This is a genomic window from Streptomyces sp. NPDC030245 (assembly GCF_055572995.1).
In genome coordinates this window covers 1-23,028 of record NZ_JBVICF010000010.1, presented here as the reverse complement: position 1 = coordinate 23,028, position 23,028 = coordinate 1, and the positions used below count along the sequence as shown (strand labels likewise).

The 23,028-nt window shown below is 68.4% G+C and carries 23 protein-coding genes and 1 pseudogene; 16 read left to right on the top strand and 8 right to left on the bottom strand.

What is annotated here, in order from left to right; all coding sequences use genetic code 11:
• Nucleotides 1-3: 3 nt before the first annotated feature.
• From ACZ4Z4_RS25430 to ACZ4Z4_RS25405, 6 genes are all read left to right on the top strand, one after another.
• On the top strand, nt 4-570 hold the full coding sequence (locus tag ACZ4Z4_RS25430; protein ID WP_468331598.1) for a GNAT family N-acetyltransferase: 567 nt from the start codon (nt 4-6) through the stop codon (nt 568-570).
• Nucleotides 567-1,109 carry a flavoprotein gene (locus tag ACZ4Z4_RS25425; RefSeq protein ID WP_468331595.1) on the top strand — a complete coding sequence of 181 codons (543 nt, stop codon included), beginning with the start codon at nt 567-569 and terminating at the stop codon, nt 1,107-1,109. Before ACZ4Z4_RS25430 ends, ACZ4Z4_RS25425 begins: the two co-directional genes overlap by 4 nt.
• Before the next feature lie 791 nt (nt 1,110-1,900).
• Nucleotides 1,901-2,683, top strand: a complete 783-nt coding sequence (locus ACZ4Z4_RS25420; protein ID WP_468331592.1) for an MEDS domain-containing protein — start codon at nt 1,901-1,903, stop codon at nt 2,681-2,683.
• Nucleotides 2,680-3,636 (top strand): anti-sigma factor RsbA family regulatory protein, encoded by a 957-nt coding sequence (locus tag ACZ4Z4_RS25415; RefSeq protein ID WP_468331589.1) that lies wholly within the window; start codon nt 2,680-2,682, stop codon nt 3,634-3,636. Before ACZ4Z4_RS25420 ends, ACZ4Z4_RS25415 begins: the two co-directional genes overlap by 4 nt.
• A 51-nt stretch (nt 3,637-3,687) precedes the next feature.
• Nucleotides 3,688-3,912, top strand: a complete 225-nt coding sequence (locus ACZ4Z4_RS25410) for a hypothetical protein (RefSeq protein ID WP_468331586.1) — start codon at nt 3,688-3,690, stop codon at nt 3,910-3,912.
• A 23-nt stretch (nt 3,913-3,935) separates the two neighbouring features.
• On the top strand, nt 3,936-4,913 hold the full coding sequence (locus tag ACZ4Z4_RS25405) for an L-threonylcarbamoyladenylate synthase (RefSeq protein WP_468331583.1): 978 nt from the start codon (nt 3,936-3,938) through the stop codon (nt 4,911-4,913).
• Between the two features lie 679 nt (nt 4,914-5,592).
• Here ACZ4Z4_RS25405 and ACZ4Z4_RS25400 read toward each other — a convergent pair.
• Complete coding sequence (locus tag ACZ4Z4_RS25400) at nt 5,593-6,432, bottom strand: endonuclease/exonuclease/phosphatase family protein (protein ID WP_468331580.1); 840 nt, start codon at nt 6,430-6,432, stop codon at nt 5,593-5,595.
• 462 nt (nt 6,433-6,894) lie between these two features.
• On the opposite strand from ACZ4Z4_RS25400, the gene ACZ4Z4_RS25395 reads away from it, so the two are divergent.
• The 3 genes from ACZ4Z4_RS25395 to ACZ4Z4_RS25385 all read left to right on the top strand — a co-directional run bounded on the left by ACZ4Z4_RS25395 (nt 6,895) and on the right by ACZ4Z4_RS25385 (nt 9,068).
• Entirely contained in the window at nt 6,895-7,260 is a 366-nt protein-coding gene (locus ACZ4Z4_RS25395; protein WP_468331577.1) for a DUF6415 family natural product biosynthesis protein, read from the top strand.
• Between the two features lie 10 nt (nt 7,261-7,270).
• The gene (locus ACZ4Z4_RS25390) at nt 7,271-7,657 is read left to right on the top strand and encodes a hypothetical protein (RefSeq protein ID WP_468331574.1); all 387 of its coding nucleotides are present in this window, start codon (nt 7,271-7,273) and stop codon (nt 7,655-7,657) included.
• Between the two features lie 421 nt (nt 7,658-8,078).
• On the top strand, nt 8,079-9,068 hold the full coding sequence (locus tag ACZ4Z4_RS25385) for a DUF4238 domain-containing protein (protein WP_468331571.1): 990 nt from the start codon (nt 8,079-8,081) through the stop codon (nt 9,066-9,068).
• Between the two features lie 272 nt (nt 9,069-9,340).
• On the opposite strand, the gene ACZ4Z4_RS25380 is transcribed toward ACZ4Z4_RS25385, so the two are convergent.
• The gene (locus tag ACZ4Z4_RS25380; RefSeq protein WP_468331568.1) at nt 9,341-9,874 is read right to left on the bottom strand and encodes a hypothetical protein; all 534 of its coding nucleotides are present in this window, start codon (nt 9,872-9,874) and stop codon (nt 9,341-9,343) included.
• Between the two features lie 544 nt (nt 9,875-10,418).
• Here ACZ4Z4_RS25380 and ACZ4Z4_RS25375 point away from each other — a divergent pair.
• Nucleotides 10,419-10,922 carry a hypothetical protein gene (locus ACZ4Z4_RS25375; protein ID WP_468331565.1) on the top strand — a complete coding sequence of 168 codons (504 nt, stop codon included), beginning with the start codon at nt 10,419-10,421 and terminating at the stop codon, nt 10,920-10,922.
• A gap of 269 nt (nt 10,923-11,191) precedes the next feature.
• Here the strand turns inward: ACZ4Z4_RS25375 and ACZ4Z4_RS25370 are convergent, their stop codons facing one another.
• From ACZ4Z4_RS25370 to ACZ4Z4_RS25360, 3 genes and pseudogenes are all read right to left on the bottom strand, one after another.
• A complete protein-coding gene (locus ACZ4Z4_RS25370) occupies nt 11,192-11,647 on the bottom strand; it encodes a hypothetical protein (RefSeq protein WP_468331562.1) in 456 nt (151 codons plus the stop codon).
• Between the two features lie 244 nt (nt 11,648-11,891).
• The gene (locus ACZ4Z4_RS25365; protein ID WP_468331559.1) at nt 11,892-13,481 is read right to left on the bottom strand and encodes a helix-turn-helix domain-containing protein; all 1,590 of its coding nucleotides are present in this window, start codon (nt 13,479-13,481) and stop codon (nt 11,892-11,894) included.
• A 106-nt stretch (nt 13,482-13,587) separates the two neighbouring features.
• A pseudogene (locus tag ACZ4Z4_RS25360) lies at nt 13,588-13,899 on the bottom strand (transposase); the annotation flags it as partial.
• Here ACZ4Z4_RS25360 and ACZ4Z4_RS25355 point away from each other — a divergent pair.
• The 5 genes from ACZ4Z4_RS25355 to ACZ4Z4_RS25335 all read left to right on the top strand — a co-directional run bounded on the left by ACZ4Z4_RS25355 (nt 13,892) and on the right by ACZ4Z4_RS25335 (nt 17,078).
• Nucleotides 13,892-14,203 (top strand): hypothetical protein, encoded by a 312-nt coding sequence (locus ACZ4Z4_RS25355; RefSeq protein WP_468331556.1) that lies wholly within the window; start codon nt 13,892-13,894, stop codon nt 14,201-14,203. The pseudogene ACZ4Z4_RS25360 and the gene ACZ4Z4_RS25355 sit on opposite strands and share 8 nt — an antisense overlap.
• Nucleotides 14,204-14,261: 58 nt before the next feature.
• The gene (locus ACZ4Z4_RS25350; protein WP_468331553.1) at nt 14,262-14,618 is read left to right on the top strand and encodes a hypothetical protein; all 357 of its coding nucleotides are present in this window, start codon (nt 14,262-14,264) and stop codon (nt 14,616-14,618) included.
• A gap of 2 nt (nt 14,619-14,620) precedes the next feature.
• Complete coding sequence (locus ACZ4Z4_RS25345) at nt 14,621-14,845, top strand: hypothetical protein (RefSeq protein WP_468331550.1); 225 nt, start codon at nt 14,621-14,623, stop codon at nt 14,843-14,845.
• 513 nt (nt 14,846-15,358) lie between these two features.
• Nucleotides 15,359-15,499, top strand: coding sequence for a hypothetical protein (locus ACZ4Z4_RS25340; RefSeq protein ID WP_468331547.1), 141 nt, complete (start codon nt 15,359-15,361; stop codon nt 15,497-15,499).
• A 568-nt stretch (nt 15,500-16,067) separates the two neighbouring features.
• Nucleotides 16,068-17,078: a hypothetical protein gene (locus tag ACZ4Z4_RS25335; RefSeq protein ID WP_468331544.1), complete on the top strand. Its 1,011-nt coding sequence runs from the start codon at nt 16,068-16,070 to the stop codon at nt 17,076-17,078.
• A 63-nt stretch (nt 17,079-17,141) separates the two neighbouring features.
• On the opposite strand, the gene ACZ4Z4_RS25330 is transcribed toward ACZ4Z4_RS25335, so the two are convergent.
• The 3 genes from ACZ4Z4_RS25330 to ACZ4Z4_RS25320 all read right to left on the bottom strand — a co-directional run bounded on the left by ACZ4Z4_RS25330 (nt 17,142) and on the right by ACZ4Z4_RS25320 (nt 21,635).
• The gene (locus ACZ4Z4_RS25330; protein WP_468331541.1) at nt 17,142-17,381 is read right to left on the bottom strand and encodes a hypothetical protein; all 240 of its coding nucleotides are present in this window, start codon (nt 17,379-17,381) and stop codon (nt 17,142-17,144) included.
• 1,450 nt (nt 17,382-18,831) lie between these two features.
• Nucleotides 18,832-19,122 carry a hypothetical protein gene (locus ACZ4Z4_RS25325; RefSeq protein ID WP_468331538.1) on the bottom strand — a complete coding sequence of 97 codons (291 nt, stop codon included), beginning with the start codon at nt 19,120-19,122 and terminating at the stop codon, nt 18,832-18,834.
• On the bottom strand, nt 19,122-21,635 hold the full coding sequence (locus tag ACZ4Z4_RS25320) for a helicase associated domain-containing protein (protein ID WP_468331535.1): 2,514 nt from the start codon (nt 21,633-21,635) through the stop codon (nt 19,122-19,124). Before ACZ4Z4_RS25320 ends, ACZ4Z4_RS25325 begins: the two co-directional genes overlap by 1 nt.
• Nucleotides 21,636-21,992: 357 nt before the next feature.
• On the opposite strand from ACZ4Z4_RS25320, the gene ACZ4Z4_RS25315 reads away from it, so the two are divergent.
• A complete protein-coding gene (locus ACZ4Z4_RS25315) occupies nt 21,993-22,328 on the top strand; it encodes an NIPSNAP family protein (protein WP_468331532.1) in 336 nt (111 codons plus the stop codon).
• Nucleotides 22,329-23,028: the final 700 nt, after the last annotated feature.

Sequence of the window (23,028 nt, the reverse complement as noted above, 5' to 3'; positions counted from 1 at the left end):
CCCGTGACCGAGATCGACATACGGCACTACGACCACCGCGACGCCGCCGAACTGCGCCCGCTGCTCTTGCAGGTGTACGCCGAGGTCTACGCGAAGGCCGCCGAGAACGATCCGTTCGCCTCCGTCGACCGCTTCGCCCAGGGCCTGGACGGATGGACGCAGCGGCCCGGCTGGAGCTGCGTCATCGGCTACACCGCCGACGACCAAGCGGTCGGCTACGCCTACGGGGCACCCCTGCCCAAGGACGCACGGTGGTGGCGCGGACTGCTCACCGAGGTGCCCGCCGACGTCGTCGCCGAGACCGGCACCCGCACCTACGCCCTCTCCGAGCTGATGGTCCGCGAACCCTGGCGCAAGACCGGCACCGCCCGCCGCCTGCACGACGCACTGCTCGAAACGCGCACCGAGGAACGCGCCACGCTCCTGGTCGACCAGACCCACCCCAAGGTCCACGCGCTGTACGAGAGCTGGGGATGGCAGACCCTCGGAGACCTCCGTCCCCACATCCCCGACGCACCGCTCTTCCACGCCATGCTGCTCCCGCTGCCCGGCCAGGGCGGCCCGCGATGACCGCACGCACCCTGTACCTCATCGCCTGCGCTGCCCCGCCCGCCCGACGCCTCCACATCCCCGTCCGCGCCGCCCAGGCCGCTGGCTGGGACGTGTGCGTCATCCTCACGCCGTCCGCGTACCGATGGCTCAGCGAGGACACCGAAGGCGAGAACGAAGCCCTGGAGGAGCTGACCGGCCACCCGGTGCGCTGGCAGTACAAGCTGCCCTCACAGCCGGACGTCCTGCCCGCCCCCGACGCGATCCTCGTGGCCCCGCTCACCAACAACACTCTCGCGAAATGGGCCACCGCGATCAGCGACACCCTCGCCCTCGGCCTGATCACCGAGGGCATCGGCCTCGGCCTGCCGATCACCGCCCTGCCCCACTTCAATGACGCCCAGGCCGCCCACCCGGCCGTGGCCGGTCACGTCGCCTTCCTGCGTGAAGCGGGCGTCGCCGTGCTGCTCGGGGAGGGCGGATTCGTGCCCCACAAGCCCAAGCATGGCGACCTTGACGCCTACCCGTGGCAGGCCGCCATGAACGCCCTCCCGGCCTGACCATCGGTCAGCAGATGTAGGACAGGGTCCCGGGGCCGGTGCCATGGGGCACGATCTCGCTGGTTCGGGGCACGCGGCCGAAGCGCCAGCCGTGAAGCCGCGCAGCCGGTTCGGCATCACACGCCGCCGGTAGCCGGGCATCTGTGCCCCCGGCCGGGCAGGTCACGCGGCGGGGGTGATTGCTGGCTGAAGGCCGCCTCGCCCGTCGTCACCGCCGGGCGGAAAGATCGACCCAGATCATGGATGTCATCACCGAGAGGGAGGAATACGCTGCTGCATCCGAACGGCTGGCTCATGCTGCATCCTGCCGTGGCCGGAGCAGACCCAGGACGGCTGGGGAGAGTGCGCTCTGGCTATCGCCCCGCAGATGATCCCCCGCAGCCTGGTCAGCAAGGAGGCGGGCATCGCGCTCCGGGCGGCGCTCGTCCGATGGTCTTCGCAGCGCTTCCCCTCCTTGTTGCACGGTCAGTAGGTGTTTCTCTTCCTCAACGCCGCAGTTCAGAGCCAGTGTGGTGCCCGTGGGGCAGAGGTAGCCGTTCCGCAACCGCGTTTCTGCAACGGAGTTACCGAACGGTGTTACGGCCAGAGTTGTGTGGCTATGCCGGAAAGGCCGATGATCACGGCCGTCCCCATCTTGGCCCAGGTGCCGCCAGCTACCAGTACATCCGTCTGGCCTGGGCTCCGGCAAGAGGCCCCTGATCATCACGATGGAGGTTGAAAAACACCTAGTCAGCTGAAGTGTGAGGTGTGCTGGTCGTTAAGGTGGACATGCGGTGCGAGGGGAGGCTGGGGTGAGGGTGATGCGCATGTTGGCGACACTTGACGAGGTCGGCGCCGGTGACCATGTCTGTCAGGTGCTGGATCCTGCGGACGACGTCATGGACCGCAGCCGTGCTTTCGTCGCGGACGGGGATCTCTTCGGCGACAAGGTGCTGATCGTCGGCCCGGCCTCCCAGCCCAGCACGGCCTTTGCCCCCATGGTGCTCGATCCCGCCCGGCTGGACGGTTCCCTGATCTCCGCGGTACGGCGCGAGGCCGCCAGCGCCGAGCGCGAGGGATACCGCTCACTGCGCGTACTGCACCACGTGACCTGCGACCGCTTTCCGGGCGGCGTAGAGCAGTTGCTGCGCAGCGAGCTGGACCTGGAGGAGTTCGCCGCCGACAGCGGTGCTCTGGTGCTGTGCGCATACCAGGGGGGCGACTGGGACGCTTCTACACTGGAACAGATCAGGTGCGTGCACCCCCACCACCTGGGCAGCCGTCCGGCGTCACCCGCATTCCAGGTGTACCGGACGGGAAAGGACGGCTGGAGTGTGAACGGGGTCATCGATGCCGACGGCGCGCCCGCCTTCGGCGCCATCCTCGGCACGCTGCTGCAGCAGACGGCAACGGTGCGCCTGCTCTGCCACGCCCTGGACTTCTTCGACGCCGCCGGGATGAGCACCCTCGCGGACACGGCCAGATCCCTGCCGGACCGCAAGGTCGTACTCGAGGGCACGAACGAAACCGTACGCCTGGCCTGGGAGCTGTCCGGCTTCGCAGACCCTTCGATCCCGGTGGTGATGGCGCCATGACCTCCTCCGACCCCCGCACCGCGCCTTCACGGCCCGGCCAGGGATACCGGCACGAGCTGTACCCCTACGCCGGCCGGGAGGAGTTCCTCGAAGGCACCGTGGGCTTCATCCGCGAGGCCCTCGACGGCGGTGAGGCCGTCGTCGTCGCGGTCCCCGAGGACAAGGCGTCCCTGCTGCGCGCCGAGATCCCCGGCGACGGCTCGGTGCGCTACGTCGACACCACCAACGTGGCGCACCGTCCGGGCCGGCTCATCGGAGCCTGGCAGGAATGGATCAACGAGCACGCCGCCCAGGGCCGCCCGGTGCGCGGGATCGGCGAGTCGCCGTGGGAGGAAGCCCGCTGCCGCGCCGAGGTGGAAGAGCTGCGCTATCACGAGTGGCTGCTCAACAAGGCCTTCGCCAACGGCCCGGCCTGGTGGCTGCTGTGCCCCTACGACACCACCGGCGAGAACGCGGCGCTGGAGCACATGGTTCGCTGCCACCCCGAGATCCGCAGCGACGGCCGCACCACACCCACCGGCTTCGACCCGCACGTCCCCTTCGACTTCGCCCCGCTCACCCACCCCTGCGATCCCTATGAGGAGCTCACCTACGCCAGCGGTGACCTGCCCGCCCTGCGGGAGAAGATCACCGCCTGCGCCGAACAGCACGGACTGGTCGGTCGGCGCCTGCGCGAGCTGCACCTGGCCGCCACCGAAGTGGCCACCAACAGCATCCGGCACGGCGGAGGCCAGGGCGTACTGCGCACCTGGAGCGAGGACCACCGCCTGGTGTGCGAGTTCCGCGACGCCGGCTACATCGACAACCTCCTCGCCGGCCGCTCCCGGCCCGAGCGTACGCAGATCGGCGGGCGGGGCCTGTGGCTGGTGCACCAGCTGTGCGACCTCGTCGAAATCCGCTCCACACCGGACGAGGGCACCACGATCCGCCTGCATACCGAACTGCCCGGCTGACCTGCCACGCCGTCCAGGTGACCTGCTTGCCCGGCGCGCGTTAACCCCGGCATGACCACGAAGACGGTGGCAGACGTGCTCCTGCCCGCCGGCGTCCAGCGCGGCGGAGGAACACAGCACCAGCCGGCGGCCACCGAACCGATTTTCACGGGCCTGACCCGGCGCTGGGAGGCCTTCGGGCGTACGGTTCCCGGCAGGCCGGATGCCGTGTGGGACCGCCTGGCCGGGCGGTCGCCGTGGCCGGGCGACAGCCATCGCGCACCAGGGTCGGCGTGAGCGACACATCTAGGATTGCGAGAGTGACGGCAAGAACCAGTGACATCGAGAAGGCGGCCGGTGTGCTGCGCGCCGGCGGCCTGGTGGCCCTCCCGACCGAGACCGTCTACGGTCTTGGCGCCAACGCAGAGGACCCCGCCGCCGTCTCGCGCATCTTCCAGGCCAAGGGACGTCCGCCCTCGCACCCGCTGATTGTCCACATCAGCGGCGCGGAACACCTGCACGACTGGGTCCAGGAGGTACCCCAGGCGGTCCGTCTGCTGGCCGAACGCTTCTGGCCGGGGCCGCTGACGCTGGTCCTGCGGCGCGGGCGCCGGGTGCCTTTGGAAGCAACAGGTGGCTTGGAGACGGTGGCCGTGCGCGTGCCCGACCACCCCGTCGCACTCGCGCTGCTGTCGGCCTTCGGCGGCGGTGTCACGGCCCCGTCCGCCAACCGCTTCGGCTCGGTCAGCCCCACGACCGCGGACGACGTCCGTGCCGAGCTCGGCGACGCCGTCGACTTCGTGCTGGACGGCGGCCCCTGCCAGGTCGGTGTCGAGTCGACCATCGTCGACGCCACCGGGGAGGCCCCGAGCATCCTGCGGCCCGGCGGGGTGACGCGCGAGGACCTCGAAGCGGTGCTGGGGTGCCCGCTTGCGGTCCCGGCAACCAGCCGCATTCGGGTGCCGGGCCAGCATCCGTCGCACTATGCGCCGCGTGCGCGGGTCGTCCTGGTCGAGCCGGAGAAGGTCGTCGCCGAGGCGAAGTTGGCGCAGGAGCTGGGGAACCGGGTCGGCGTCTTTCTTCCTGCCGCCTTTGCTGGCGCCCAGGTGACGGCACACGCGGTAGTGCAGGTTCCCGCTTCGGTGGCCGCCTACGCGCGGGGGCTGTACGGGTTCCTGCGCGAACTCGACCAGCAAGGGTGCGACCTCATCGTCGCGTCCCTGCCGACGGAGGAGGGGCTGGGACTGGCGATCGCCAACCGGCTCCGCCGCGCCGCGGGACCCCGGACCACCGTGTGACCAGCGCCGACGCCCTGCCCTTACTGCTCCCGGATGCGGGGGCCGGGGTGAGGTTCTCCCTCTACTCGAAGCCCGGGCCACCATCAGCAGCGACGCCCTGTACGGGCTCACGGGCGGCGCGCAGGCTTCACGCCGATATGCAGTGTTCCTGTTTTGCTCGCACCGTCGCCTGCCGTTCCGGCTCAGCCTGTTCCTGGACTGGGCCGTCACCGCAGGACTCATGCGCTACAGCGGACCGCCTACCAATACCGCCACCGTGAACTCCAGCACTGGCTACGCCAGCACCCCGAGCCTCCAACCGTGCCCTAACTATGCAGCCGCTACCGAGGCCCACACGACCAAACAGCCGAGACTGGGCATCCGCACGGGAAGGCGTCGCCACGACGCTTCTCCGAACGGAGCCCTCCGCGCTCCCACCTGACCTCGCTGCCCTGAACTGTGAAAAGAGGATGTGAAACAGTTCTAAGCAGCTGCCCATTCGAGTCCGAGGTCGGCGAGCGCGGCGGGTTTGTCGGTGGTCAGCTTGGCCCGGCGGCTCTTGTGTTAGACAGGAACGCCCCGAACTTCACCTCCGTCCCCTCGGGCAGCGTCTCTACGTGCCTGCGGGGGACGGTCAGGGAGCCGGTGCGGCTCTTGTATTGCGTCAGGGCTGCCGTGGCATGGTTACGGTCCGCTGCGCTCAGCGGACCGTAAGGTCCGCCAGCAGGCCGTAATGGTCGCTCGGCCAGACCCCGCCCACCGGCGTGTCGAAGACGCGCTCGCAGCCGATCACGGACAGGCCCGGCGTGCCGTCGCCCCCGCCGACCAGAATGTGGTCGATACGCTGGAACGGCCACCACGGGTCCCTCATAAGGTCGTTGTCCGGCGTATAGGTCACTGGGGCTGGCTGCCCGGGGTGGGCCTCGTTCCAGGCGTCGCGAAAGCATACGCTGATGCCCTCAAGGGACTGCTGCCCGCGCCAGAAGCGCATGCTGGCCGCGTCCGGGTCGGCGTCCATGTCGCCGGCCAGCACTATGTGCGGTTCCGGCCGCTCCGCCAGGAACCGGGCGGCGACCACGGCCTGCAGTTCCCGCTCGCGCTCATGGTCGATCTGGAAATCCGGAAAGTGATTGACCAGCAGCAGCGGCGCGAACGGCGACGGCGCCTCTACCCGGGCCACCAGCGCGGTACAAGCGAAATCGCCAGTGCGGGACGAGACGTTGTAATCCAGCTCGTGCACCTCGTTCAGCGGCCAGCGGGAGGCTACCGAGATGCCCTGCCCGTCAGCTTCCCGGGCGGCGGAGTGCACCACATGGTAGTTCTCGCCGAGCAGGTCCCGTACCTGGTCATAGTCATCGGTTACCACCGTTTCTTGCAGGGCGACCAGATCCGGCCTCAGTTGCGCAAACCCCTCGGCCAGCACCTTCCGGCGGGCCGACCAGTCACCTCGGACCCCCCACACGTTGAGCGTCACTACACGCATATCACCAGGGGTGCCCCAGGACTCGCACATGATGCGGTGCAAACCGCGATCGGTCATGCCAGAAGGGCTCGCGTTGGACGAGCGGGAAGCGGGCCCTGCCGAACATTTGACGCTCCATCCCGGCCCCGGCGCTGGGTGTACTCGTCCATGCACACCACCCAGCCGACATCGAGCCGGAGACCTGAGCGATCACCATTAACACTCGGAGGGGGGTTTGTTGGTGTGCCGGGTTGTTGGCGGCCTGGGGTGTTGTGGGTGTGTTGAGAGGCGGAGTTGGTGGTTCGACGGGGGTGGCCGGGGTGTGTGGGCTGGGGTTATGTGTTCTGTGCTGAGCGGGGCTGGGGCTGTTGTAGGTAGTTCTAGCGTGTAAAGGGCTGGCTGGTGTTTGTGCTGGTCAGGGGTGTTCTGCCTGTCTGGCAGGCGGGCCTATCGGCCTCGGCGGGGGCGGTGGTAGGTTTCGGCGAGGTGGTCGAGGCGGATGGCTTCGAGTGATCGTTTGGTGATGCGTTCGGTGCCGTCGTGGATGGCGGTGATGGCGTCCTCGCCTGGAAGGACCCGGACCTCGCTCCCTGCGGCTACGAGCAGATCGCCCTCCAGCTCACCGGGCACGCCCGCGCTCTCGCTGCCGACGTCCGGCGGCTCGCCGCCGCCCTGCCCAAGAGCGACGGCCGCGGCGCCCTCGCCGAAGTCATCCTCCGCGAAGCCGACGGACGCCTGTCCGCCCCGCTCCAGGGCACCGCGTGCTGCGTCCAGAACCGCGCCCGCCTCGTACAGGCCCTCTACGCCCGGCTGGACCGCCTCACAGAAGCCGTGACCGCCGCCAGGCAGTCGACAAGACCCCACCAGACCGGGAACAGGGGGAACACCGTCAGCGATCTCCGGTAGATCTGGTGGCATGAACCTCAAGGACCTCAGTTCGCTGATGGAGCGCCGTCAGAACGGCGGCCGCAGCTTCGAACGTTTCCGCACTGATCCGGCCTTGGCCAACCTGCGGTGGCCGGACGAAGTGCTGCGGGACTTCCTCTTCGAGCGCGGCGACCACGGCCCCTTTGTGGACGATTACGGCCACCTCGAGCTGAGTGCGATCACCTGGACGCTTCAGACGATCCCGACCGCGGACTTCCACACCATGCCGACCGGTGAGAGCGAAGCCGGACTGATCGAGCACGTCGCACAGCACCCGGTGCACTGGGTCAAGGTGCGACCCCCGGAAGTCGGCCGGCACTGGAAGACCACGGGACGTGGCTGCGCCCGCCGCTCCTCATCGACCGGCGCCTCCTGAATCCGGTGAACAGCGGATTGCAGGTCCTGGAGGGCCGGACCCGCGTCGGTGTCCTGCGTGGCCGTCTCCGAAAGCAGCTGCACGTCGCCCCCTAGCACCAGGCATGGGTGGGACGTCCGTGAGAACCTGCCGCGTCTCGCTGCGCACGCTGCGAGCATCGAGGTGTCTTCGAAGGAAGAGCTGCGGATGACTGAGAAGACGTCTGTTCCCGGGCCGCGCCGGGACCTGGCCATGCACAACGACTGGTGGGTGTTGGGTTGGGAGCACGTCCTGCCCGTCAGGGCTTCCTGCTGACCATGCTGATCCGGTCGGCGTGCCAGCCCGGTTTCACCGGCTCCCTCTACGGCTGTCGGGCGATCACGCGCTGAGGGCAGACGGAAAATGCGTCTCGCCTGTCGGACCTGATTGCCACACTGGGCGTATGAACGAGGGATCATCCAATCCGTGGCTGGTGGCGGCGCAGCAGATCGATGCCCGGATCGAGGAACTGCGGCCCGAGGCCAATCGCCACGTGGTCGGCCAGCACGTGATCTCCAAGGTGCTGCTCAAGCGCTTCGCCACTCCGTTCGGCAGCCATGGGTTCAAGCTCGTGCCCTTCGACCTTGACCACCCCGACCGTTTGCACAAGGTGGCGAGTCCGCGCGAGTGCGGCAAGGTCAAGTACTTCGCCCGCTTCGCTTCCGCCTCCCTGGAACAGGTGTGGGGCAAGCTTGAGACACGGATACCCGAGGCCGCGCGCGCGGTGGAACGGGGCGACGTCTTCCAGCACGAGCAGCATGTGCAGACCCTGAAGGACCTGATCGCCCTGCATCTGGTCCGCTCGCTGCACTTCCGCAACGTCCATGAACGTACCTTCGCCAAGGTCTACACCGAGCACCGCACCGCCCTGCTTACCGATCAGTCCGACCTGCTGCGCCTCGCGGTACTGCAACGTAGCGGACTTCACCTTCCCGGACCGCAGGGCCTGGCTGCGGCGGCGGACCAGATCTTGAGTCCGCACCTGACGAACTTCAAGAACGGCGCGGACTTCCGGGCGCGGATCGAGGTCACCTTCGACAAGGCGAAGGAGATGATCAGCAGCGCAGGGTTGGAGATCCTGGTGCCCGCGGCTGGGGAATTCCTCCTGGGCGACACCCCGGCCCTGGCTATTCAGCAGAGTGAAACCAGAACCACTTTCCCTGTTGCAATTGGTGACTCCACCGCGATCGTGTTGCCTTTCGGCCCCAAGCATCTCTTGGTCGGCAGGACGCCCCGCAACGGTATGAGTACTGCCACCGAGGAGACGGTCGGATTCCTCAACCGGCTTCAGATCGAGGCAGCGCAGCAGCGCGTCTACTTCCGGCCTCGCAGCGGCCAGGAGGCCATCGTCCGTGGTTATCTCAAACAGGGCGGCCGGAGTGCCAGGAGGTAGCGGCTTCACTTCTTGCCGTGGGCTGTCACGGTTGAGGCGGAAGGCTCCTCGTCACCCCGGAAGTGCTGAGGAGCTGAACGAGGAGCACCGCGATGTGGACGGCGGCCTTGGTGGCTTCCGGGGTGATGGGTGCGCTGGTCTGTCCTCCGGGGTGTCGGTCGCGGTGTCCGTGCCAGAGGAGTTTCATGAGGGAGAGGATCGTCTCGACCTTGGCGGGGACTGCATTGTTGTCGAGGATCACCATCAAGTAGGCCGTTGCGTTGCGATCCAGTTCACGGATGACGGAGCCGAGGGTTCGCCCGGGGATCGGCGCTCGCGTACAGGGGGATCGCGACATCTTCCACCGCCCGCACCGCATCGACGTAAGCGCCACTTGCGTCGGGGTGCAGGGCGTACGCCTTGGCCCAGGAACTGCGTAGATAGAAGCTAGCATCGTCGCGGCCGGAGGATTCGGCCTGCTGCATGGCCATGAGGGCGGAGTCGGCGACGGTGGCGTCGACAACCCGCTCCAGGCCGGCGTGCGAGGCATCGTCGGCCTCGCGAACTTGGTAGGCGGAGGCGGCATCACCGAGGAGCGCGTCCAGTGTGTTGACTGGATCCACGAACTTCGGGGGCCTAGAGAGTACTGCCGCCAAGGGAGAGGCTGAGTTCGGGTGCTTGACGAGGTACTCGTGATGGGCGACCTCACCGACATCGAGGTAGAGCAGACAGTCGACGACGTCGAGAAGCAGGTTGACGGGCACCCTGGACAGATCACGTGCGCTCGACGGGAGACGGCCGTCGAAGGCGTGGGTGTTGCTGCTCAATCTCAACGCGGCTACGACGCGGTGGACAAGGGATTCCGTCACCACCGACTCGCCCCGGTCGCCCCGTAGTTCGGCAGGGGAGCAACCTGGGATCCTGCGCGAAGAGGGCCAGCGCCGACCCCTTTTGGGATCGGTCCCCTCACTCACCGGAATGGGCTTTGCCTCGATGATTACCTGAGCTGCTTGTCGGTTAGAAGCAGGAAGTCGACGGCGCAGCCGTGCGTTTTGCGAGGTCGCTGAGGGCGCGTCGCCGGCGAGATACTTGGGCTCGCGCACAGCCTCGATGACGTCGCCGAGTCGCTGTTGACCGAATGGCGAGGTGGCGGCCCCAAGAGTGGGGACCGCCGCCGGGAGGTGAGCTCTCGCACGCCCTAAGCGTCGGCACCCCCGTCACCGAGGGTGAACGTCAGAACGGCCAGGTCGGCGCCGAGCGTCACAATGAACACCCTCTTGCGTCCGCGCCGTACGGCGCGGACGCAAGATAAAGAACAAGCTGAGTAGCTGGCGCGAGAACCTATGATTCGAAGGTGACTGGCGGCATTCCGTGCTCTGGGCTCCCGTGGCACCATCCGATGGTGTGGAGTGGTCGAGTCTGATCGGGACGGGGCTCGGGGCCGTGCTCGGGGTGGGTGCCACGTTGGTCGGCGAGCACGTGCGATGGCGGCGCACCGCCCAGGACAACAGGCTGCAGGACCGCCGGAACCTGTACGCGGACTGTCTCGTCTCCTTCCGCCAGGCACACGAGGCGATGCGCCTGGCCGCCGACGAGGAGTATCCGAGCCCACAGGCGAGGGCGGCCAGGATCCGGCAGGTATACCAGGCATCGGGCTGTGACGAGGCACGGGAACGGCTGCTTCTCACAGCGAGCGAAGAGGTGACGGCGGCGGTCGACGCGATGTACACCTCGCTCCGCAACATCCGCGAGGTACTCGCCTCCGGCGCCACCGTCCCGACGCCGGACTACCAAGCAGCCAGACAGGCACACAGGGACACGACATCAACGGTTCGCGATGTCCTTCGCCGCCATCTTCGCTCCCTCGACATCTGACCCGCTGTGGTCCTTAGCGCAGCCGTTGACCAGGCTGGAGGCGGCATCTCCTTGCATTCGCAGGTTGTTGGGCCGTTGCGGTCAATGGCCGCAGGTTCCCGCACAGCTACTGACCGGTGTCGGGTGCGGGCCTGCCGGCAGCGGCGGGCGGTGTGGGTGTCCCGGCAGGTTTTGTTACAGCGCTCCGGTAGGTCGAGGGGCCAGGGCTGCACGGCGCAGGCACCGCAAGCCGGTGGCCCGCGGTGCCCGGTGCGGCGCTTCTGGCCGGATCAGCAGGTGGAGCTGCGGACCTTGGCGAACGCGTTGTTGGCGACCTTGACGTAGATGGTCTTCTTGTTCTTGCGGTTGTACTTCTTCGAGAAGTCGGAGCCCGGGGTGAGCTGGAAGTCGACCTTGAAGCAGCGTCCCCTCTTCACCTGGAAGACGTCCCAGTCCTGAGTGCCCTTGGTCCGCTCTCCGGGGGAGAGCCAGTTCCTCTTCTGGTTGCCGCATGTCGGCTTTTTGGTGGTGTAACTGCCGGTGCTCCCGCTGCTCTCGCACCAGTTCTTCAGGGCGTAGAAGCCCTTCCCGCTGTCGTTCCAGGTCTGCGAGCACAGGGGCGGTCGGCACGAACCGCCCGCGCTCGCGGTGGGCGCCGGGCCCGCCAGGGTGGCGGCGGTCGCGAGCGCCGCCACGGTGGCTGCGGTCCTGACGTGCTTGAGTACGGGATTTGCGGACACGGTCACGTTCTTCCCCCTTGTACGGTGGCTGGCCCCGCTCGGGCGTTGACGGCTGCAGCGGAGCCGGCGGTTGCCGTCCGTTGTTCTCCGGCAGCCGGGCGTATCGCGTATTGCAGCTTTGCGGGCATTCACGACGATGCGGTTACTGGCACCGGTCGTCTTCTATGCTCCTTTTCCGGCTATTCCGGTAACCCCAGGCTAGGAGAACCCGCACTGGGCGACCACGGTGCACGGTGCTCAGAAACAGGCGTCAGTCGTGCACGGTGCTCACCGCGGTCTGGATCTCAAGGATGTGCAGCGCGTGGACGATGTCGTAGACGCCGGTGCCGTGGGTGAGCAGATCGACGCCCAGCACGGCCTCGGCTGTGCGTAGATGCGCCCGGATGGTGTTGCGGCTCACCCCCAGCCGATGCGCGGCCCGTTGGGCGTCGGTATTGGCGTCGAGCCACACCTGCAGAGTGCGCCGATGCCGGGCTTGAAGGGAACCGAGGAACGTCCCAGCCCAGGCGGCGGCGGGTACGGTGCGCAGCAAGTCATCCAACGTGGGCGGTGGCTGGTGGTGGTCGTCGGCCGCGGAGCCGGCGCAGGAACTGCTCAGTGCGAGGGCCAGGTGAACGGCGGCGCGGCAGCGGACGTCCTTGAGGTTCTGGCTGAGGGCCTGTTCCGCGTGTTTGAGATGCGCGGTGACGGTGTTGCGGCTCAGCCCGAGCAGGCGAGCCACGCCGGACCGGGGAGCGACCATCACCAGGCGGGTGATGTCGGCGCTCGTTTTTGGGACCGAGTCCAGCGGCCGCAGAAGCGCGCGGGCCCAGTGGGCGGCGGGCTGTTGGGGAAGGATGCTCACCAGTGGTGTCCGGCCGTGATAGAAGGCCACGCGGCCGGGAGTGGCACGGGCCGCAGCCAAGGCGTGGGCAGCCTGACCGTACGCCTCGGCGGTGGCCCCCAAAGGGTGCGCACCGCTGATACCCAGCATATAGCGCGGGTTGTCGCGTACCAGGCAGCGCAGCGTCTCACTCAGCGCGGGTGCCCGACCGCCCGAGTGGTCTTCTCCCGCGTCGTCTGCGACGAGGCAGATCAGATGTTCTTTGAAGACCGGGCAGTGAACCATCAGGTCCGGTCCGTGGTAGCCGGAAGGGTCCTCGTGGGCCTGGGTGATGCGGTCACGGTCGGCCGGCGGACAGCGCAGGAGATGGACGCGCAGCCGGTCGGCCTCCAGCAGTGGCGGCACGGCCCCGCTGGTCATCCGGCGGGCCAGCATCGGCCCTTCCGCCAACAGCCCGTGCAGTACGGCGAGCCGGAGCTGACGCGCTTTGCGTTGATAGTCACGCTGGAGACGGCCGCTGTCACCGGCTTGGCGCAGCAGGGTGAGGACGCTGCAAGTGTGGGAGATCAGAACAGCTGTGTCCGGAGGCAATTCCTCGGAACAGACGACTACCAGCACCGGGCGGGGCTCGGGCAGCGCGAGTGCCTCGCATCGGACATGCAGCCCTTCGGCCTGGGTCGCGGCCGTGGCCAGCCGCCCATCGCGCACCCGCGCGAGAAGTGGCGCCATCGGCCGCAGCGTCCTTGAGGGAAACGCCGCGGTGGACGACTCCACCGTGCGCACGTCGGGAGCGATCAGTGCGATGTGGGCGCCGGTCTGCCGGCGCAGCCACTCCAGCACCCTTCGCGCGTTCGGCTCGGCTCCGCATACGGCTTGGCGTTGCACCTCGTGCAGCAGCCCGCCCAGCCGCCGGTCCTGTTCCAGTGCCTGCGTGGTGCCGATGGCTCCGCCCCTCTTCGTGTGCTTCTCTCCATCCCGGGCAGCCTTCCCTCCCTGATGTTCGCCCGAACGGGCCACAGAGGGCCAACGTCACCGTGCGCCCCTCGTCTGAGCTTGTTCTTTATCTTGCGTCCGCGCCGTACGGTGCGGACGCAAGATAAAGAACTTCCCAATGACGATGTCGAGCCGCCGTCGTGACGGTTGGTAGTACCTGATAGCACTCTCCGTCGCGGATCATGGCCCACAAGACGTTGGCCCGTCGACGGGCCAACGCCAGCAGGGCCTGTTTGTGTCCCTTTCCCTCGTTCCGCTTGCGCCCGTAGTCAGCCTGGGAGGCGGAGCAGGTCCTCAGACTGGCCATCGCGGAGAGGTAGAAGGCCCGGAGTAGGCCGCGGTGGTAGCGGCGTGGTCGACGCATGTTGCCGCTGACGCGGCCGGAGTCCCGCGGCACAGGTGAGAGGCCGGCGAAGGATGCGAGTCGGCCGGCCGTGCCGAAACCAGTGCTGCTCACTTACGAGCAGGTCCGCGCCTACGAACTGCCCGCGACCGAAGGTAAGCACGGCGACCCGCGCTGGCCAGCCTTCGCCCGCCGCTACGGGCTTGACCCCCGCCGCCCAGTGCAGTGGGAGGTGGAGGCGCTGGATCCGGACGAACTCCAGCACCTGGTCCTCGCTGCCGTCGCCCCGTACGTCGACCGCGACGTCCTCACCCGGCAGATCGCCCGCGAAGAAGAGCAACGCCGCGCCCTGACCACCTTCCTGGAGGGCTGGGGCCCGGCGAGCGGGGGAGAACCCTCGTAGTCGCCGTTCTCGCTCTGGGAGACTGAGGGCCACCATTTCAGCGGCGAGGAGCGAGCGCATGGCGGCGAAGACGGATCCGGCGCAGTTGGTGCGTCAGGCCCGGGACATGATCGAAGAGTTCAACCGCGTGGTGCTGGACGACGCGAAGGAGCTGTCCGCGCCCGCGCTGTCGGAGACCACCCAGGCGCTGAAGTCATTGGTCGAGCGGCTCCCGCAGGCGTTCGAGCAGACCGCCGACGTCCTGGAACTCCTGGCCAAGAGCGATAAGGTCACGGTCGAGCGGGGCGACGTGAAGACCGAGGTGGCCACGACCGCCGCGGAACTCCGGACGGTCGCGGCCGAGGCCGACAGCGAGCAGCTGGGCAAGAGCCTCGCCAACCCGGCGTCGGCCCTGTTCCTCATGGGCGGCCGCTGACCATGACCGACCTGCCCTCACCCGAAGAGGTCGAAGCTGCCCGCACGTCCGCCGGCGGCTGGAAGCGCGACCAGCTCGCCGCTTGGGGCGTTCCGTGGCCCCCGCCGAAGGGCTGGAAGGACGAGCTGGCCGAACGCTGGAAGGCCGCCCGCCCGGCCGGACCGCCGGCGCCCCCGCCCACCCCGGCCCCGGCCGACTTCGCCCAGGACACGCTCGACTTCGGCTGACCCGCCAACAGCGGGGCCGGACAGGATCACCCTGCCCGGCCCCGCTGCTCGTTCCCGACTGCTCAGTGCCTGTGTTCGGAACCCCTCCGAGGTGGGCCGGGACGGCGCCAACGCCTGCAAATGTACGACTCCTTAGACCTTAGCCCAACCACCTCCGTGCGCTAGCCAGCGGGACGCAGTGACATGAAGTCGTAGCGCGGACGACAGGACTTGTCGAACGAAGCCAGGCTCGTGTAGTCGGCCGGTCATGTCTGCAACACCCTGCTTCATGCTGCCCATTCGAGTCCGAGGCGCGACATGCCTAGCGCTCGCTCGAAGGCGCTCCAGCGCGAGGGGCCACGCCGATTCCGGCATGGCCCCTCGCGCTCATTAGGCCGCTCCTTCCGCGGCCGTCCACTCCAGCTCGAAGCCGGGCTGCCCGACGATGTGGCGCCACGGCACAACGCGGGTAACCGGCCAGTAGCGGCTGCGGCTGACGAAGCCTGGCCCATGACCGACGGAAGAGGTCAGGCTGTGAATCACCTGTATCTGGCTGCAGACAACCCGACGCCGTTCTGGCCCACTGGCGCGATCATGCTCGTCGTCATCACGCTCATCTCCGGATCGATCGGCGTCTGGCGTACTCGCAGGATGAAGAAGGGCAAGAAGTACTAGGACGCCATGACCCCCAGCCGGGTCGCGGCGCCTAGCTCACGCCGCCCATTCGAGTCCGAGGGCGGCCAGCGCCCGCAGTTTGCCGGCTGTGATGGAGCAGTGGTCTTCAGAGGACTGGAGTGCTTTGGTCTGGTGTCCCGTCTTTGGAGTGGGATTCGGGATAGCTGAGGCCGTTGCGTTTAGGCGTGATGGGCGTGGGCTGGAGGCGTGTTCGGTTTGGTTGTTCGGGTGTTTGGCCTGCGGTCCGGTAGTTGCGTGGGATTGATCTTGGTTTTCTCGTAGGCGTGATGGGACGTCTATAGGAGGCTGCGCTCTCTGAGGGTGCGGGGTTGCGGATGATGCTGGCCAGTGGCGGGTGTGCGTGAGGAAGACCCGGAGCGGGTCGTTCGCGTTGAGAACCTGCTTGTGATGCCGACATGTCAAAGGGGGCTGAGTCGTGGGCGTGAGCGCTTCCCTGGCGTGCGGCAGCACCGTGAACGGGGTGGGGCTGAAAAGTGACGCGTGAGTAGCGGACGAGCAGAGCAGGCGTCGTTGCGTGATCTTTCGTACGCAACCGGACGGAGGCGGCATGACGACGCAGACACAGCAGGTGCAGGACGGCGCCGAGTCCGAGGTGCCGATCGAGGCGCCGGAGCCTGCCGGGGCGGGTGTGATCCGTCTGTGCGATCCGGCAGAGGACCGGGCGCGGGTGGGCTGGCACCGCATCGGCGGCTCCAACGCGGTGGGCCGCTGGCGCGCTGACGCACACCTGGTGGTCGACATCGACGAGCCGGACGGCGACGGCAAGCGCCGGGTGCGGGGCCAGGTGCGGGGCATGGCCCACCACCGCGTCAGCGAGAGCGGGGGCGCACCGTGGAAGCGCACCGGAACGTACCGGTCGCGGGGCTGGCTCAAGCTGCTGCGGCGGGACACCAACGGCCACTTCACCATCGTGGTCGACGAAGCGGAGAGCTTTCGGGACAATCCCGGCCTGGAGCCGGTGGTCCCGGTCACGCTGTCCGCGAGGGTGGATGCGGACCGGCTGGGCGACTACGCCTTCCAGTGGACGTTCGGCACCGACGAACACCACGGCACCGGAATCCTCACCGGCGCCCGCGTCCACGGCCGCCGGGTGCTCTTCGTCCCGCCGTCGATGCGGGGCATGGAGTTCGGCACGCTGCGCGACCCGCGCAGCGGACGCCACCACAGCACAGGTGACAGCCGCACCACCGCGCACCATGTGGAAGCCTTCGCGCAGATCACGACCCGTCGCGCCTCGGCCACCGAGACCGAGGTCAGCACCGAGGTCACCGCCTCCTGGAACCTAGGCCTCATATCGGACCCCAGCGCCACCGATATCCGCGTCACCAGCGCCCTGGAGCGCTACGACACCCGCACGGACCGCTGGCGGACAGCAGCCTCCCACCACCACACGGTCCACAAGCCCTTCGGCTCGCTCAACGCCATCGGCGGCCAGCTCACCCACACCGTGCCCACCAGCGAACTCAACCTCTACCGCTACGTCTGGGGCTGCGCCGACGCCAGCCAGCAGACCAAACTGCACAAGACGGTGCTCCCCATCTACCGGCGCGCCACCTGACGTCAACACCTCCGCGCACCGGCCCGCGGTCTCCCGCCGACCGACGTGCCCCGGAACTGTGGATCATGCGTCCGGCACCGTGTCGTGCGACGTGCTGTCTCGGCGCCCCGAGCAGGCGAAAGAGACCGCGGCTGCGCGAGGGTGCCAGGCCCGGGTGGCGCCTTGCAGGACCGCTTCCCGGACCTGGTGCGCGCGGCCGCCGTCCTGCCCGAGGGCCTGGTGCTCGACGGCGAGCTCGTCGACCAGGACTGTGGTCGAGGGGCGGGTGAGCACGGCCTCGGGGAACATCGGTACAGCGGCCATTGGTGAGAACGATCTTGTTCCGGGGCGGTCGCCTTTCACGGTCCAGCGGTTGCCTGGGGCGTTCCGAAACCCCATGCCGTCGGACATTGCGCCGTATCTGCGTGAGAGCTGGCAGGGCGCCAACGTCGACGGCCTGTAATTACCGTGAGCTGCCCCCGGACTGCCGGTGACAACAGCAAAGACCAAGCCGCTCAATCACACCGCTTAAGACCGACCTTGAATCTCGGGTTCAAAGATCCCCGCCCCACGCACACGTAGGTGCCCTCCCGAGGGCCTGGACCGCCACCCAGGAGGGCACCACAAACGAGGCGCCCCTACATTGCTTCCATCTGTTCAAGAACGGAGCCTTCAGAGCCAGGGCCCTGCGACTTCGCGTCTTGCTCCGGACGCTCGCCCTTGCTCTGCTCGCGCTTGGGCTCCTGGCGGGAACGCTTGCCCTGCGCCTTTGAGGCAGGGTCCTGTCGATCTTGCTTACCCACGACTACTCCTCTGGTTGGTCTGGGCTGGCCCCTCCCATGCTGGGACCTCCACCGCGGAGCTGCATCTGGAACTTTGCCCGGCTTCTTGAAGAGCCGTCGCCGCGGCTGTGACCTGACGGGCTCGTGCCTGAGAAGCCGCCTCGGAACCCCCAAGCAGGCTCCGAGACAGGTTCTGAGCACCAGGAGCACGACCAGGCCGTGCCCGAACAGAAGGCCGGTGGCACCTGGCTCTTCCGCTTCCGCGGCTGACGTCCGGACGGATACCACGGGCCGGGCAGGACGTCCTGCCCGGCCGTGTCGGCTACTCCCAGGGCTTCGGTAGCGCGTGCCACAGGGTTCTGAGCCAGTCGGGCGGGTTGGTGAGGAACTTGTCCACCAGCCGGGCCGTGATGGACCGGGCGGCGCCTTCGGCGGCGCCCTGGCCTATCGCAGCGGTCAGGCCAGCACCGGCAGCGGCTGCTGCGGGGCGGGCGCGGGGGCAGGCGGCTGGACGGGCGCGGGAACGTTGTCCCGGGTCATGATGCTGCTCCCTTGAGCAGAGGGATCGAGGACAGCGGACACCTGCGTGGTGTCGTCCGCGGGGGTGTGTGCCGCGCGGTCGGCGGTCCTGCTGCGGCTCTCTGCCTGAGAGCGTCCCTGTGAGGTCTCGGCCCTGGCCCAGGGTGGCGTGTTCAGCGTAGCGGCGATCGGTGCGGGTGTTGCCCCGGGTGTCTGGCGGCTGGTCATCGGTACTGCCTCCGGCGTGAGTTGGACAGGTCGGGCGGGACAGTGACAGGGCGCAGGTGCTTGCGTCTCGTCCTGGCGGGCACGGCTCTTTCACCCCGTGGGGCCGGAAGCCGGGATCCGGACAGCAGCGACTGGGAGAAGAGTTTCCGGGGCACGACGAAGGCCCGGACGCCTGGTCCGGGCCTTGCGCTCTCGAAAGGGGTCTAGTGAGTCGACTGCCAGTAAGGGAGTCGGAGACCTACCGTCTACTCGTGCTCTCCCCGGGAGCGGTTGGCGACCCAGTCCGGATCGCGTACGGGCACCGGCACCGGGGCGTCGGTGGCCGGGGCGCGCATGATGCACCAGCTGGTACGCGGCGCAGTGACGGCGTGGACCAGGACGACGACGGCTTGGCGGGCGGCACCGCCCCGTGCCCACGCCCCGGTGAAGCGGACCTGATCGGCCGCCCAATCGCCCAGCCGCTGCCACGGGCGCAGCCGCCCGAGCAGATAGCCGGCCGCGAGCGCGGCGCCCGCGGTGACGACGACGCCCACCATCAGGACCACCGCATCCCGATCGCGGACAGCTGCTCGATCCGCTCCGGTGTCAGCGTCGCGGCCCGGCTGCGCTGGTTGCTGATCCAGGCGCCCAGCTTGTGTTCTCGCTCCTCCTGGTCCTCGCCGACGATCCGCTCGATGTGCTTCCTGGGGACCTGAAGGTGCCCCTCACGCTGGTAGAACTGCTTGGCGGCCTCGTAGTTCATCGCCCACTTGTCGGCCTGTGTACGGCGCTTGGGCTTCTCGTTCTCGGCTGCGGGCTCGATCCCGAGGACCTGCTCGCACAGCCACTGCTGCACGGTCGTGAGCTGGTCCCAGCCGAGCCGGACCGACTGCACCCACCGGCCGAGGTCCTCGCCTTGGCGCACGACGTCGCCCGCCGTGGTGGGCAGCGCTTCGCCCGCGTCCAGGTGCATCCGTACGAGGTGGAAGCACCGCTGCCACGTCACCGGCCACGAGGGGCACCAGGAGGCGTCGATCTCCTCCAGCTGCTCGCGCCGCATCTCCGACAGCGCCCCGGCCGACGACTCCACCGGCAGCCCCTCCGCACGCCGCTGCTCGATCTCCTGCGCCTTGCGGGCGGCGGCCCGCGCGTTCTTCAAAAAGATGCCCACCCGGTACCCCTGGAAGGTGGCGTCCAGCGGGGCCAGGAGGTGCCCGTGTTCGGCCGCCCACCCGCGCGCGGCGGACAGACCCTCCTCCCACGCGACGTCGAAGTGCGACCAGATCATGCCGAGCTTCTCCAGCTGCGCGACGCGGTCCTCGTCCATGCCCCCGCGGGCGTAGAAGCGGCGAGCGTCGGCGGTCCACTGTCCCAGCGGGAACCCGGCGAGCGAGGCCGGCCACCCCGCGCCCTCCGCCTCCTGGTCGTCGGCGACGGGCACGCGGAACGTGAACGGCACGCGAAGGTCACCGTACTCGCGGGCATAGATGACGGCCGCCTCAACCCCGCGCCGCCAGTGCTCGTGCTCCGGGTTGAGGACCCGCAGGTTGATGAACGCGGCAAGGGCGGCCGGATCGCGCGGCGTGGAGAACTTCAGCAGGGCCTTGGCGGGGGCACTGACGTCCCCCGAGCCCTCGCCGCTCCCGCCCGTGCTCTTCCCGCTCTCGTCCTTGCTGACGGGCTTGTAGCGGCTCGGGGCCTGCTGCTCCGCGAGGCTCTCCACGATCCGCGCGTCGTGCGCCCGCAGAGCCTCCAGCAGCTTGGCCAGCCCGCCGAACGCCCGGCTCGTGAGCATGTTGTCCGCCGTCTCGCCCGGCCCGAGCAGGACCGGCACGACCAGGCTGGCCATCTTGCCCTCGCCCGGCTGCATCCGCAGCGCCCGGCCCACGGCCTGGACCAGGTCGGGCATCGAGCCACGTACGTCGGCCCAGTAGACGGAGTCGCAGTGCTTGGTGTCGACGCCCTCGCCCAGGACCTTCACCGAGCACAGGAAGCACTTCTCCACGACGGTGCCGTCCGTGGCGATCCCGGCCGCGAACTCGCCCAGCAGAAGCCGCCGGTGGAGCGGCTTGTGGTCCCCGCACAGCCAGTCCGCCCAGATCGTCTTCGGGTACAGCTCGGGGTCGGATGCGTGCAGCTGCGCGGCGACGTCCGGAAGGCCGGCGGCGAACGCTTCGGCCTCGCGGACCTGGTGGTGGAACACGAGCGTGCGGCGGAAGCCCTCGTCGGCCGACGCCTTCACCAGGGCGGTCTGCAGCGCGGCGAGCCGGGCCCCGCGGACCTCTGCCGAGCGGCCTTCGGCGCCCAGGAGCTGCGCGGCCTGGAGCGCGGTGTCGGTGACGTCCACGCATACGACCTGGTAGGGGGCACAGATTCCCCGGTCGATGGCCTCCGAGAGCGTCAACGTGAAACAGCGGCTGCCGAAGGGGCCCTCGGGATCGTCTTCCATGCTCGCGACCAACTCGCCCGGGGTGCCGGCCTCGTCCCCGAGCTGCCACAGCCGGGGCGTAGCCGTCATGTACAACCGGCGCAGGGACGGGATCTTCTGGTTGCTGTGGACGACCGCCCACGGCTTCCCGATCCGGCCCGAAACGCGATGGGCCTCGTCCACGACGATCAGGTCCCAAGCCGCGAGGCCCCCGGCGTGCGCCCGCTCCAGCGTGCCCAGACCGAGGCTGGCGTACGTGGCGTACACGGTCACCTTCTCCAGGCCCCGCGTCCACTCCACCAGCTCGTCCACGTCCGTGGTGTTGGGGAAGGACACCTCCTCACCACGCAGTGAGGACACCCCGATCATCGGCCCCCGGCGGCCCCCTTCGCGCCACGCGGCCTCGGTCTGGGCGAGCAGGTCCAACGAGGGCACGAGCACCAGCACACGGCCCGCGTGGAGCTCCTCCGCGCTATGGACCGCCACCCGGGTCTTCCCGGACCCGGTCGCCATGATCACCTGTGTCCGCAGACCCCGCTCCGGCACAAGCGATCTTGCAGGCAATTCGAGGGCACGGAGTACCGCGTCAATGGCTTCTCGCTGGACCGCCTCCCGCTGATCAGTGCGGCCTGTGCTCGCCATATGTGCTCGCCTTCTCCTGGGGTGTCGTCCGGTCAGTTGAGTGGCGGGATAGGTCCAACCTGCACCTAGAAGAGCCACAAGGGCGATGGTTGGACTGACGCGATCGGCTGGTTGCTCCTCCTCGCCGGAGCACCGACAAGGCCGGGTGATGGATATCGATAACCCTCTGGATCCGCCCGGAGGTGGTCCACTCTGACTCCAGAGTCTATCCGACTACATAAAATGAAGCACAGCGAATGATGCGACCTCTCACTCTTCTGTTCCTGCGCAGACCCTCGGCCTTCACGGCAATCTGCATGCCCCCTCCGGACACGGCATCAGCAGTCTGCTGACCCCGATGGCCACTACCCTCACAAGATGATTACTTGCGTGGTCGAGTACGTGATCGATCCAGCAGAGATCGAGGCGTTCGAGCGTTTCGGGCAACGCTGGATGGAGCTGGTCGACCGTCACGGCGGCACACACCACGGGTACTTCCTGCCCGCGGAAGGCGCCAGCGACAAGGCGCTCGCCCTGTTCAGCTTCCCCAGCCTTGCCGCGTACGAGGAGTACCGGACCCTGTTCGGCAAGGACCCCGACTTCATCGAAGCGGACAGCATCAGAGACGAGAGTGGTTGCGTACTGCGCTACGAGCGCACCTTCATGCGTCCACTGCTCCCCGGCACCTCGCCGCCAGCCTCCACCGCACCGTGATCCCTGCCCGGCCCTTTCCGGTCCGGGCATCATTCTCCTCTTTCTGCCGAGTGTTCGGTGAGGGGGGTGGATGGGGGTACATGGGCCGGCATGGCACCGAAGAGTGAACACCTCATGCCCCTGCGGGCCGTACGCCAGCTGCGCCGGACCCGCCCCTTTTACACAGGAGGCGCCCTACTGTGGGCGGCTACCGCCCTCTGGACGGGGTGGACGCACCCAGGGAGCCGGCAGACGTGGGTCTCCCTGCTCTTCCTGGCAGTCTTCACCGGCCTGCTCGCCGCTGTCTCCCTGTGGCTGCACCATCTCCAGGCGGCCCCTGGACGTAAACCGGCACATCACGCCGCACCCCAGCGGGCTATTGCCCCCGGCCACGTGAACGCCTGACCCCACCCCCTTGTAGCCAGCCCGGCCCGCGCCAGCGGGCCAAGGACTGAAGGCGCAGCCGGAAGTCCCGTGCCGGGGGAGCGCAGCGGACCCGGCACAGTCGGCCTGGAGCGAAGCGGAAGGCCGACCACGGGACGAAGTCCCGTCAGCTCCGAGAGCGCAGCGAACGGAGCATCAACCCCTTTGCTACGCAAAGGGGTTGATGTGGGTTGCGCAGCAACCCACTAGCGCTCGCGCGGAGCGGGAGCGCAACACCCGTGCGCAGCACGGGTGTTCGCTTGCACATCGCGCAGCGATGTGGTACCCGCTCCGCGGG